This is a genomic window from Cohnella thermotolerans DSM 17683, assembly GCF_000429825.1.
Taxonomy (GTDB): Bacteria; Bacillota; Bacilli; order Paenibacillales; family Paenibacillaceae; genus Cohnella; species Cohnella thermotolerans.
Window position 1 is genome coordinate 1 of sequence record NZ_AUCP01000063.1, and the last position, 12,978, is coordinate 12,978.

At 62.4% G+C, this 12,978-nt stretch carries 9 protein-coding genes; 8 read left to right on the forward strand and 1 reads right to left on the reverse strand.

The window, feature by feature from the left end:
• Window positions 1-90 precede the first annotated feature (90 nt).
• Window positions 91-1,287 (reverse strand): MFS transporter, encoded by a 1,197-nt coding sequence (locus G485_RS0113305; RefSeq protein WP_035156130.1) that lies wholly within the window; start codon window positions 1,285-1,287, stop codon window positions 91-93.
• 97 nt (window positions 1,288-1,384) lie between these two features.
• On the opposite strand from G485_RS0113305, the gene G485_RS0113310 reads away from it, so the two are divergent.
• From G485_RS0113310 to G485_RS0113345, 8 genes are all read left to right on the forward strand, one after another.
• Window positions 1,385-2,335 carry a helix-turn-helix transcriptional regulator gene (locus tag G485_RS0113310; protein ID WP_027092965.1) on the forward strand — a complete coding sequence of 317 codons (951 nt, stop codon included), beginning with the start codon at window positions 1,385-1,387 and terminating at the stop codon, window positions 2,333-2,335.
• A 134-nt stretch (window positions 2,336-2,469) separates the two neighbouring features.
• Window positions 2,470-3,972 carry a sialate O-acetylesterase gene (locus G485_RS26385; protein ID WP_051318254.1) on the forward strand — a complete coding sequence of 501 codons (1,503 nt, stop codon included), beginning with the start codon at window positions 2,470-2,472 and terminating at the stop codon, window positions 3,970-3,972.
• Window positions 3,973-4,195: 223 nt separating this feature from the next.
• Window positions 4,196-7,093 (forward strand): discoidin domain-containing protein, encoded by a 2,898-nt coding sequence (locus G485_RS0113320; protein WP_027092966.1) that lies wholly within the window; start codon window positions 4,196-4,198, stop codon window positions 7,091-7,093.
• 230 nt (window positions 7,094-7,323) lie between these two features.
• Window positions 7,324-8,160: a carbohydrate ABC transporter permease gene (locus G485_RS0113325; protein ID WP_035156134.1), complete on the forward strand. Its 837-nt coding sequence runs from the start codon at window positions 7,324-7,326 to the stop codon at window positions 8,158-8,160.
• 110 nt (window positions 8,161-8,270) lie between these two features.
• The gene (locus tag G485_RS26390) at window positions 8,271-9,641 is read left to right on the forward strand and encodes an ABC transporter substrate-binding protein (protein ID WP_051318255.1); all 1,371 of its coding nucleotides are present in this window, start codon (window positions 8,271-8,273) and stop codon (window positions 9,639-9,641) included.
• 69 nt (window positions 9,642-9,710) lie between these two features.
• Window positions 9,711-10,415: a carbohydrate ABC transporter permease gene (locus tag G485_RS0113335; RefSeq protein WP_035156137.1), complete on the forward strand. Its 705-nt coding sequence runs from the start codon at window positions 9,711-9,713 to the stop codon at window positions 10,413-10,415.
• Window positions 10,416-10,563: 148 nt separating this feature from the next.
• Window positions 10,564-12,006 carry a DUF4185 domain-containing protein gene (locus tag G485_RS26395; protein WP_169732318.1) on the forward strand — a complete coding sequence of 481 codons (1,443 nt, stop codon included), beginning with the start codon at window positions 10,564-10,566 and terminating at the stop codon, window positions 12,004-12,006.
• A 23-nt stretch (window positions 12,007-12,029) separates the two neighbouring features.
• Complete coding sequence (locus G485_RS0113345) at window positions 12,030-12,971, forward strand: ROK family protein (RefSeq protein WP_027092969.1); 942 nt, start codon at window positions 12,030-12,032, stop codon at window positions 12,969-12,971.
• The last annotated feature ends 7 nt before the right edge of the window (window positions 12,972-12,978 follow it).

Sequence of the window (12,978 nt, forward strand, 5' to 3'; positions counted from 1 at the left end):
CCCCGCTGCGTGTCGCCGCACCAAGGCCCAAAAGGGGCCTTGCCGACCCGCGCTTCCCCACAAAAAGCGCGGGCCCCAGCGCGGGTCCCCTCAGGACGTCGCGGCCTCTTGCTTTTCTCTCTTCTCGGCATGCATCATGCCGCTAACAATAAACGTCGTTAAAGAAGCCAGAAAGCATCCAGCGGAGAACAGCCCGACGGAGCCGTATCCGCCAAATTGCGCATATAGGATGCCCGCAAGCCAGGCTCCCGTAGTTGTCGCTGCGTTCATCGTCGAAGTCGCGAGGCTGGAGATCGTGCCCCGGATCGAAGCGTTCAACCCGGTGAGTATGCCCACGACCAGCGGGAACAGAATCCCTAGCGCCGCAAAGAGAATGAGATAGACGCCTGTGGCGGCTCCAGCCGAAGGGACATATGGCAGCAGAGCGTAAGCCGTGGCCAGGAAGATAAGCATCGACACCATCGTCCGAATCGGGCCCAGCTTCTTCACGGCATATCCGCTAACCAGGCTTCCCAGCAAATTTCCGACCCCGAGGCCGATCATCACATACCCCGTCTGCCCGAGCGAGAGGCTGAAACGGTCGGATAGCCATTTCCCCAGAAAAGCGAAGGCCGCATTGCTGCCCAAGTGGATGAAAAAGTACCCGAGGAACCCGCCCCGCGCTTTGGCGCTCGTCAGCAGGGGAACGTACCGGCCCAGCAGCGATGTCCGCGATCCCGGCGCTTGCCTGGGCATCATATCCGGCACGTAGAAGAAAACGGACACCGCCAGAAGCAGCGCAATAGAACCGATAGCCCAGAAAGGGATGGACCAGCGCAGTGCCGCGAGTCCGCTTCCGATCGGCACGCCGAGCGCTTGGGAGACAGCCAGTCCCGCGTAGGCGATCCCCATCATGCGCGGAACTTTGGCCACAGGGAACAACGCCGGAATCGCGGCCCACACTTGCGGAGCGGCGAACGCCGCGCTGACGCCGGCCAGGAAGCGGAACAGGCACATGGTCCAGAAGCCGGAAGAGAGACCGCACAAGGCTGTCGAGAACGCGAAGAAGGTAAGTCCGGAGAACAAGACGTACTTCCGGTTCAAGCCGTCGGACAGCGGGCCGGCAATCAGCGCGAACAGAGCCGCGCCCAGCGTGTAGGCGCCCATCATCCAACCGGCGCGCTCGGTCGGCACATGGAACTGCGCCTGCAGCTCCGGGATTAATGGAGAGATGAGGAACGTATCCGTTCCGATGACGAACATGATCAGGAACAGCAGAACGGTCAGCCGGGTAGTCGACGTCGTCATAGCGATTGATTTCCTCCAATCGGTGATTTATGATCTGATCGTAACTTGGATTTATGACAACTCTTGTCATAAACTTTATAAAAAGGTGGAACGTCCCATGTCCAAATCGAAGCGCTTGGTGGAGCTCATGATGACGGTGAACCGCAAGCGGAGATTCAAAGTGCGGGAGCTGGCGGAAGAATTCGGCGTCTCCGCGCGGACGATCATGCGGGATCTGCAGGAGCTGAGCGAGCTGGGCGTTCCGCTCTATTCGGAAGTCGGGCCGCACGGGGGCTATCAAGTGGTGAGAGAGCGGGTGCTGCCGCCGATCGCGTTCACGGAAGAGGAGGCGGTCGCCATGTTCTTCGCCGTGAACGCGCTGCGCCATTATTCCTCGCTGCCGTTCGAAGCGGAATCCGCCTCGGCGCTCAGCAAGTTCTATCTCCATATGCCGGGGGACGTCCGCGACCGGATCGACAGCATGAAGAACCGGGTCGACTTCGTGACGCCGACAAGGCGGGGCGACGCCCCCTGCCTGGCCATTCTTCTCGACGCGGCCGTCCGCCAGAAGGTGCTCGTCGTCGAATACGAGTCCAAGGAGGAGGGGGCGACGAGCCGCCGGATTCAGCCGGTCTGCATTTACGCGAACAACGGGCTGTGGTATTGCACGGCCTACTGCTTCCTGCGCCAAGGCTTCCGCGTGTTCCGGTGCGACCGGATTCGCGAGGCGGCATACGACGAATCCGGCACGGAACCGCTCGATCTCGGCGACGTCGGCCTCAGCAGGCGGGATGCCGCCGAACCGAGGGAGCCCGTCCGGCTCCGCGCGGAGCTGACCCGGGCCGGCGTCCAGCGCTGCGAAGGCGAGCTGTGGATCGGTTCGATGCTGCACGTACTTGAGGACGGAAGCGGAACGATCGATCGGGACGTGCCGCGCGGCGACATCCCCTTCTTCGCGGAGTTCTTCATCGGATTGGGGAAGGAAGCGACCGTGCGCGGACCGGCGGAGCTGACGGCTGCCATCCGGCGAACGCTGGCCGAGCTGATGGATCGGTATCGGGAAGATTGATTCCCGAACCGGGCCCGTCATGTCCCGATTCTATAAAAACGAGTCGCTTCCCGATAAATACGCGGATGGCCCGCACGAGTATAATGAGACGTGTTGAGAGCGTTTGCAAAAAGACGGGAAGGGGCGGGGATTCCATGTCGATGGGGAGGTTGAAGGTCGATCCGATCTTCTCGGATCGGATGGTGCTGCAGAGAAACGTTAAGGTTCCGGTCTGGGGAACGGGAACGGACGGCGAACGAATCGAGGTCGAATGCCGCGGCATCCGCGCGGAGACCGTCGTGTCGGACGGCCGATGGTTCGCGACGCTTCCGCCGATGGAAGCGGGAGGTCCCTTCGTGCTGACCGTCCGGTCGGACAGCGGGGCCGTATCGTCGTTCGAAGACGTCCGGTTCGGCGACGTATGGCTGGCCGGCGGGCAATCCAACATGGCATGGCCGCTCAAGGATGCCGCCGATGCCGAGGCGGAGATCGCCCGGGCGGACGATCCGGGGCTGCGCTATTACGAGGTTCCGAAAGTCGCCTACGAGGACGGAAGCGAGCCGGAATCGTCCTGGCGCGTCTGCCGGCCCGACAACGCCGGCGATTTCTCGGCGGTGGCCTATCATTTCGCCAGGCGATTGCGCCGGGAGCTGGACGTTCCGATCGGCATCGTCGGCTGCAACTTCGGGGCGACGTCGGCCGCGTGCTGGATGGCGGAGGAGCGTCTCCGCGGGGATGCCGTGCTGCGCGTCTACTTGGACGAGTACGAGGAGCAGGTGCGGGATTTCGATTGGGCGGCGTACGAGCGCGAAGAGAAGCGGTTCCAGGACGACTTCGCGGCTTATATGGCAAGAGCCGAAGCGGGGAAGACGGGGGACGAGCTCGGCGTTCTCCCGTGGCCCCCGCCCATGAGTCCGCGCAGCTTCATGCGCCCGAACGGCTTGTACGGGACGATGCTGCGGAAGGCCGTTCCGTACGGGATCAAGGGATTCATCTATTATCAAGGTGAGGCCGACGCCCCGAAGGCGGCGCTCTACGACAAGCTGCTGGAAGCGCTCATCGCGAATTGGCGGTCGGACTGGGGCGACGAGAGCTTGCCGTTCCTGTTCGTCCAGTTGGCCGCGTTCGGCTGCGACGGGAATCCCGGCGGGGAAGATTGGGCGCTGCTTCGCGAGTCTCAGTTCCTCGTGTCGGAGCGGGTGCCGAATACGGGCATGGCCGTCAGCCTGGATTGCGGGGAGGAGCACGACATTCACCCGAAGGACAAGAAGACGGTCGGGGAACGGCTCGCGCTCGTTGCCCTGGAGCGGGTGTACGGACGCGATGTCCAAAGCTCGGGTCCGGTCTGGAAGGGCATGAAGACGGACGGGGACCGCGCCGTGCTCGAATTCGCGTTCGCCGGCGAGCGTCTGGTCGCGAGGGGCGGGGGCGAGCTGAAGGGATTCGAGGCGGCCGGCGCCGACGGGGAATACGTGCCCGCCCTGGCCGAGATCGACGGCGACAAGGTCGTCGTCCGGGCCCCCGGCGTGCCGATACCGGCTCGCGTTCGGTACGGTTGGGCGAACTACACGGAAGCCAACCTGGCGAACGCGTCGGGGTTGCCGGCCGTGCCGTTCCGAACCGACCGCCCGGGAAGGGGCGAACGGCCTACGTCATAGGCAGTCAAACAAGCCGATTGCGGAAGGTGCCGGAGGGGCGCCGCTTCGCAGTCGGTTTTTTGGCATGAACGGGGGATGTATCGATCCCCGCAGCCGGCGGCGCTCGGAAGGCGTGTCTCCATTTTGTAAAAACGTGGCCCTCCGTTGAAAAGACAGAAAGAAAATCCATTCTTTAAAATGAAAGCGTTTACCAAAATGGAGGTTGACGACGAGGAGGAGAGGTATGAATAAACCGATGAGAACAGGGTTCGCGGCAAGCCTGGCTTTCGCGCTGCTGACGGCATTCGCCGTTCCGGCTTCCGCACTGCCTGACGACGGCGGAGTGGGCGGCGATGCGCCGCCGGCCGGGGCGGACGCGGGATTGCCCGCTCAAGCGTCCGCGCTCCGCCATCCGGCGGCCTACAGCGAGCAGCTTCTGCTGAAGCCCGTCGCTGTAACCGCCGGCAGCGAAGCGCCGGGACACGAAGCGGCGAACGCCGCGAACAACTCCGGCATGTCCGGCTTTTTCGGGCCGCTGGAGACCCATGGGAACGACGGGGACGGAGCGGGCATGTGGCGAACCGGGGCCAACCCGGGCGCGGACAACTGGATTCAGCTGGACTTGGGCGCCGTCTATCCGCTCGGGAAGATGCTCGTCTGGAATTACAATCAGCCGGGCGAGACGGACAAAGGCGTCAAAAACGCCCGCATCCAATATTCGGCGGACGGTGTCGCGTGGACGACGCTCGGAGGAGCGGGAAGAACCGTTCATTTCAAGCAAGCTTCGGGAACGGCGGACGAGAAGGCGAGCAACTGGCAAGCGCCGATCGACTTCGCCGGAGCGCCCGCCCGCTACATTCGCCTGGCTCCCGACGCCAAGGCGAACATCGGGAACTGGGGAGACAGCGGAACCGACGGACCGTCGTTCGGGCTGAGCGAGATCCGGATATACCGGTTCTCAAATCCGGTGGGCGCCGGCGGGCAGATGATCGCGGTCGCGCAAGTGTCGGCGGACAGCGAGAGCGAAGGTTCGCCGGCCCTTAACGCCGTGAACAATCTCGGCATGACTGGTTCTACCGCGAAGACCGACACGCACGACCGTTCCGGCGGCTGGCTGTCGGCGGCCGATCCGGCTCCGGGCGGCGGGATCCAATTTGATCTCGGCGGCACGTATCCGCTCGGGGAGATGCAGGTCTGGAACTACAACGGACCGGAAGGCCCGTTGCTGGGCATCCAGTGGGCGAAAGTGAGCTTCTCGCTCGACGGGATCAACTGGACCGGGACGAACGGAGGCGAGCCCTGCCGGTTCGCCCCGGCGAACGGGGAAGAAAGCGAAGCGGCGACCAATCTCGAGGGAAGCGGCAACCCGGTCGAGTTCGGAGGCGCGAGCGCCCGCTACGTCCGAATCGAACCCAGCGCGGAAGCGGACCGGCCCGGCAGTTGGGGAGGTTCGGACGGAGGCGACGCGAGGTACGGGCTTAGCCAGGTCCGCTTCTACAGCGCCTCCGGCATCGTGGTCGAGCCCGCCCCGGATTGGACGTCGCTGTTCACCCGGACGGAGGGATGGACCGGCTCCGACGGCATCTATTCGCTCGCGTACGACGGCTACGATGCGACGGGCAAAGCGAAGCGAACCGACACGTTGTTCTTGTTCAGCGATACGTTCACGGGCAGCGTCGATCCCGTTACCAAAGCCCGCACGCTGGAGGGCTATTATAACAACACGCTGGCTACGCTCCAAGGAAGCGCGCCCGATCCCGCCAACATCCGGTTTCTGTGGGGCTCGGACGGCACCGGCCGGGATTTCCGCAGCCTTTTCGAACCGTCTACGCCTTACGCCTACACGGGAACGGTGGCGGCCAACACCGTGAACGAAGCGGCCGGAATGTCCCCCGCAGCCGCATCGGCTTCACCGGCCGACATCGCGCCGCCCGGGCCGTCGGATACGCACGACAACGACAAGGACGGCAAGACGATGTGGCTGACCGCCGACGATCCGGGCGACGACAACTGGATCAAGTTCGACTTGTCCGCTTCCTACCGGCTCGGCAAGATGCCTGTCTGGAACTACAACCAGTTCGATCCGGACCATCCGGACATTCCATACGCCGACCGCGGGCTGAAGAACGCCCGAATCTACTATTCGAACGACGACGAGCATTATACGGAGCTGGAGGGCCCGTTCCAATTCGCCAAGGCGACCGGAGATCCGAAGCTGGCCGCGACGAATCTCGTCGGGGGAGGCGTCGTCGATTTCGGCGGGGCCGAGGCGAGGTATGTCAAGATCGTGCCGAACGCGGCGCCCGGGGACGGCAACTGGGGCGGCACGACCGGAAGCGAAGCGATGTTCGGGCTTAGCCACGTCCGGTTCTACGATGCTTCGGGCGAGCTTCTCCGCTACGTCTCGGCTTCGGCCGGAAGCGAGAAGGACGCCGTGCCGGCCGGCAATTGGTACTGGCTGCAAGACGGTCTCTCGCTGAACGGCCAATTCTATGCTTTCCCGCTGAACATGGCGCCCGATCCGACCCAGCCGCCCGGATGGCAGTTCAAGGTGGCGGGCGTGTCCATGGTTAAGCTGCCTAACCGCAACGGGCCCGATCTGGCCCATATGACGCAGATCGATACGCCGCTGTATTATCACACCTCGATCGGCGGCTGGCCGCTCAGCTACACGTTCGGCGCGGGCGTCATGCCCAATACGGCGGAAGCCGGCGCGCCCGATCCGGACGGGTACGTGTACGTCTACGGCTATCGGGATTACGCCTTCGAGCGGCTGCCGACGGTCGCCCGGGTCAAAGCCGAGGACTTCGAACGGTTCAACGAGTGGCGTTTCTGGGCGGGTCCCGACAAGGGCTGGACGCGCAACATCGAGGAGAGCGCTCCGCTGCTCAGCGGCGCCAGCGTGTCGGCGGAGTTCAGCGTGACGCCGATGAAGGGCGGACCGTTCGACGGGAAGTACTTGCTCGTGTTCGAGAAGGATACGCTCAGCCACTACATGACTTACAGCGTCGGCGACAGTCCGACGGGCCCGTTCGGCGCCTTGTTCCGTTCTACTACGCGCCGGAAGCCTCGCTGGGCCCAAGCGTCACCACCTACAACGCCAAAGCGCATCCGCACCTGTCGGACGCCGGGGAACTGCTGATCACCTATAACGTCAATACCTCGGACGAGCAGGCGCATCTAAACGACGGAACGATCTACCATCCGCGCTGGCTGCGCATGCGCTGGATCCCTTAAGAGCGCGGGAACGGACCGGCGATGTCCCAAAATTATAAAAACGCGACGCTTAAACAAAAAGACGAGGCCGGCGGGCGAACGTATAATGAAGGTGTTGATTGTAAACGGATACAAACGGGATGGGAGAGTAGAAATATGGCCTTGAGATCGAACGCGCTGTTCCATCGAATTGCGGTGTACGCCTTGCTTCTGCTGGGAAGCGCCGCGTTTATCCTGCCCCTCGTCTGGCTGTTGTCCACGTCGCTTAAAGGGGACACCGGACTGTTCGATATCCCCCCCAAGTGGATCCCGGACCCGTTCCACTGGGACAACTACAAGAAAGCGGTTCAATCGTTCCCGTTCTTGCGCTATACGTGGAACACCGTGTTCATTACGGTCATGTGCATGATCGGCTCCATGCTGTCCTCGTCGTTCGTCGCCTACGCTTTCGCCCGATTGCGCTGGCCCGGGCGGGACGTCTGGTTCGTCGTGCTCCTCGCCACGATGATGCTGCCTTCCCAGGTGACGATGATTCCGCTGTTCATCCTGTTCAAAGAGCTGGGCTGGGTCAACACCTATCTGCCGCTCATCGTGCCGTTTTTCTTCGGCAGCGCCTTTTACATTTTTCTGATGCGCCAATTTTTCATGACGATTCCGAAGGAATTGAGCGAGGCGGCCAAAATCGACGGCTGCACGGAAGTGTACACCTGGTGGAAAATTTTCATGCCGCTGTCCAAACCTGCGCTCGCCACGCTCGGCATCTTCACGTTTACGCTCGTCTGGAACGATTTTCAGGGGCCGCTGATTTACTTGAACGATCCGAACAAATTCACGCTGATGCTGGGCCTCCGCAGCTTCCAGCAGCAATACGGCACGCGCTGGAACGTCATGATGGCCGCGTCCCTGCTCGTCATGCTGCCCACGCTGGTCCTGTTCTTCTCCTTCCAGCGCTACTTCATCGAAGGCGTAACGCTGACCGGCGTGAAGGGATGACGGCGCGCCATGACCGGAGAGGGGGGATGCCGCCCTTGCGGCCGACGGCTTGACCTTGAGGTACGGAACATCCGCTAAACGAAACCCTGAAACGGGAGGTCAAACAAAAGATGAACAACCGAAACAAAATGGCACTTCTTCTCGCATCCGCCATGCTGACGGCCGGATTAACCGCTTGCTCCGGCAATTCGAACGGCAACGGCGCCGGCAGTTCGAGTCCTTCGGGCTCCCCTGGCGCTTCCGCCGAAGGATCGGCGCCCGCGAGCGACGCGACCGGCGGCGAACCCGTCACCATCTCGTATTGGCACATCTACACCGACGGCGCGATGAAGGACCTGACGGACCAATTGCTGGCCGACTTCCACGCCAAACATCCGAACATTACGGTGCAGCAGCTCGGCGTGAACTTTTTCGACTATTGGACGAAGCTCTCCACGGCCATGGCGGCGGGCAGCGGGCCGGACCTGGCCTTGAACGATACGAGCACGGTGGCGGCCCGCGCCAAGACGGGAGCGATTCTGAGCACGGACGAATATATCCAGAGGGACGGCGTCAACCTGGACGATTACTTCCCGGTTCTCGTCGACCGGATGAAGTACCAGGGCAAAATGTACGGCATGCCGAACGATACGGACGTCCGCGTGCTCTACTACAACAAGAAGATGTTCAAGGACGCGGGGCTCGATCCGAACAAGCCGCCCGTCAATTGGGACGAACTGGAGCAATACGCCGACAAGCTGACCAAGTGGAACGACAAGAAGATGCTCGATGTCATCGGCTTCTCGCCCGCGCTCGGCAATTTGCACCTGTGGACGCTCGCCTGGACGAACGGCGGGGACTTCTGGGACGACGAGGGCAAGCCGACGTTCAACAAGCCGGAGAACGTGGAAGCGCTGCAATGGGAGAAGAAGATCCAGGACAAATACGGCGTCAAGGCGATGTCCGCTTTCAACTCGCAGGCGAACGCGCTCGGCTTCAGTCCGTTCATTGCCGGCAAGGCGGCGATGATCGTGGACGTGAACAATCTGTATCAGGAGATTAAGACGCGGGCTCCGGATCTTGATTTCGGCGTGGCGCCGATTCCGTATTCGAAGACGCCGGCCAGCTGGTCCGCCGGGTTCGACCTGGAGCTCGTCAACAACAAGGATCCGAAGCGCGCGGCAGCCGCATGGGAGCTTATGAAATATTTGACGAGTCCGGAAGTCCAAGTCAAGATTCACGAAGCGTCCGGTTCCTTGGTCTCCAATATGAAGGCTGCCCAAGATCCGAAATTCATGGAAGATCCGAATTGGAAAATGATTGTGGACCAAATGAAGGTATCCCGGTTTATCGAGTACGTCGAGGCGATGCCGTCTTGGCACAGCAAGTTGGACCCGGTCGAGCAGGCGGTCTTGAACTCGGGCAAGGATCCCCAGCAGTTCCTCGACGGAGCCCAGAAGGACGCCGAGAACGCCGTCGCGAACTTCGGCAAGACGCAGTAATCGCCATTCGGGTTCGTCCGCCCGCCAGACGGAGGGCGGACGAACCGATCGGGAAGGAGGAGTATTGCGATGCGCGCAGGCCGTCCGATGAAGTTAAGCACCAGGGAAGCTCTGAACGGCTATCTGTTTTTCTCTCCGGGACTGATCGGGTTTCTCGCGTTCATGGGATTCCCCATCCTTTTCTCGCTGTACCTGAGCTTCACTTCCTACAACATTTACAACGCGCCCAAGTGGATCGGCTGGCTCAATTACAAGATTCTGTTCACCCAGGACACGCTGTTCTACAAAAGCTTGGGCAACACGCTTTATTACGTGGCGCTCAGCGTTCCGCTGAACACGATTCTGGGCGTGCTGATCGCGGTGCTGATGAACCTGTGGGCTGTCGGCGGCTCGATGATCGTCTACCTTGCGGGGCTGCAAGGGGTGCCGAGGAGCTTGTACGAGGCGGCGACCGTGGACGGGGCCGGACGGCTTCGGCAGTTCTGGAACGTGACGATTCCGATGCTGACGCCGACGATTTTTTTCAACGTCATCATGGGCGTTCTCGGCGGGTTCCAGGTGTTCATTCAAGCCTACATCATGACGGGCGGCGGCCCGAACAACTCGACGATGTTCTACGCGCTTTATTTGTACAACAAGGCTTTCAAAGATTTGCAGATGGGCTACGCTTCCGCAATGGCGTGGGTGCTGCTGGTCGTCGCCATGCTGTTGACGCTGATCATTATCAAGACGAGCGGGAAATGGGTGTATTACGAAGGTTCCGATCAGAAGTAGGGCGCTTAGCTTGGCGAACGTGTTGAACGTTCGGCGATGCGGACAATGCGGACAATGAACCGCTCATCGCGCGCCGCAAGCGGCCGGAAACGAGGAGGCTTGCGGCGGGTGTCGGCGGATGGGAATAGAAGCGAAGGGGAAGACGACGATGAAGGAACGAGCGATCAAGCCGCCGCAGCGGGCGGGCGATCCGATTCCCGCGCTTCGGGTGGCGGAATCGGACGGCGGTCCGGACGGGCGGCGGACGATTTACGACTTCGGGGCGACTTATCCGCTCGGAACGCTGAGATTCGGGGCGGTGCGGCCGGACGAACGCGTCGGGCGGCTGCGAATCGGCCGTTCGCTGGACGGCCGGAACTGGACGCCGGTCGAAACGGTGCCGGCGGACGGGGCGATCAGGCTGGACGATGCGCCGGCCCGCTACGTTCGCCTCGAAGGCGAAGCGGGCGAAGACGCCTTCTTCGAAGCGGGACGCGGGTTCGCGGCCGAACCGGCCGACGACTGGACGGCGCTGTTCCATCGCCGGGAAGGCTGGACCGGTGCGGACGGCATCTATTCGGTTCCGCTGAACGGCCTGGAAGCGCCGGGCCGGGCGGCGGCGAACCGTACGCTGCTGCTGTTCGGAGACACCTTCATCGGTACTGTGGACCCGGTTTCGAACGCGCGCGTATCGATGGCCATGATCAACAATTCGATGGCGCTTCTGCATGGGGACAGGCCCGATCCGCAGCGGATCGCGTTCCGCTGGAACCGTTCCGGACCGGAGCCCGCCAGCTCGATCGTGCCTTCCACGCCCCGCGCGCTGGCGCATAAAGACGCGTACTATTGGCTGCAGGACGGGACATCCGTCGGGGGCAAGTTCCACTGTTTCCCGCTCATCGTCAGCCCTGATCCGGAAGGGCCGGAAGGGTTCGAATTCGCGGTGCACGGCATCGTTCGGGTGACGGCCCCTATCGGCGAAGACGGGCCGATGCTGGAGCTGCAGGAGCAGGCGGACACGCCGCTCTACTGTCGCACGGCGGAAGGGCACACCGTTTATTTCGGAGCGGCGATCCTGCCGTTGACGGAAGAAGCGGGCGCTCCGAATCCGGATGGATACGTCTATGTGTACGGCCTGCGGAACGACGGCGCGACGAGGCTCGTCGCCGCGCGCGTCGCCGCGGAAGAGCTGGAGCGGATCGAGCGCTGGACGTTCTGGAACGGAAGCGACTGGACGGACCGGATCGAGGATTGCGCGCCGATCGCGCCGGAGACGTCGACCGAGCTGAGCGTGACGCCGATGGTCGGCGGCTTCCTGGACGGCAAGTTCGTCGTCGTCTACCAGCAAGGCGGCATCTCCGGCAGCCGGGTGGCGGTCCGCGTCGGGGACAGCCCCGTCGGCCCGTTCGGCCCCGGCATACCGCTCCATTATTGCGCGGAGCCCGAAGCGGGCAACGGCATTTACAGTTACAACGCCAAGGCCCACCCGCATTTGTCGGCGCCGGGCGAGCTGCTCGCGAGCTACAACGTCAACACGACGAGCATGGACGTCCACCGAGCCGACGGCGGCATCTACCGTCCGAGATTCATCCGGATTCGACAGATCGTCTAGGTTGGGATGGGAGAGCTGCGACAATGAGAAAATACGCGATCGTCTTCGACATCGGCGGACTGTACATTAAAGCCGCCGTGTTGGATGAACAAGGACGGCTTGTGCCGGATTCCTACATGATTTACCCGTCCCGTTCCAAGGAGAGGAAGGAAGAGCTGCTCCGCCATCTGGTCGATCTGGTCAAGCAGCAGACGAACCGGATTATGGCCAAGTCATTCCGGATCGAAGGAATCGGCTATGCGTTCCCTGGGCCGTTCGATTACGAGCGGGGAATCAGCTACATCCGGGACGTCGACAAGTTCGAAAATATTTATGGCGTGAACCTCCGGCAGGAGCTGTCCCATCGGTTGGCGCAGGAAAGTTCGTTCGCGGGCAAGCGGGCGCCCGGCTTTCATATCGTGTTCGAGAACGACGCCAACCTGTTCGCCCTGGGCGAATACGAGATCGGCAAAGCCGGACGCTACGCCAAATCGCTCTGCCTGACGATCGGGACCGGCGCCGGGTCGGCATTCCTGGAGCTCGGCGAGCTCGTGAAGCACCGCCGGGACGTGCCCGAGAACGGATGGATCTACAATCAGCCGTTCCGGGACTCCGTCGTCGACGATTACATCTCCAAGCGGGGCATCGTACGCCTCTTGCGGGAAGCCGGGCTCGCGGACGACGAGATCGACGTGAAGAGCGCCGCCGAGCTGGCGAAAGCCGGGGACGAGCGGGCGGCCGACGTCTTCCGTCGGTTCGGCGGGATGATCGGCGAGATGCTCCGGCCCTTCGTCCGGTCGTTCCAGCCGGAAGCGGTCGTCATCGGGGGCCAGATCGTCAAGAGCAAGGAATTGTTCCTGGACAGCGTCCGGGAAGCGCTCCGGGATTGCCCCGTCGCGCTCGAAGTGACGGACGAGACGTCGATCAGCACGTTCGCGGGCGTGTCCCGGCTGCTGCGCCAAAGGCATAACGTCATAGAGAAGTGAGGGAGAG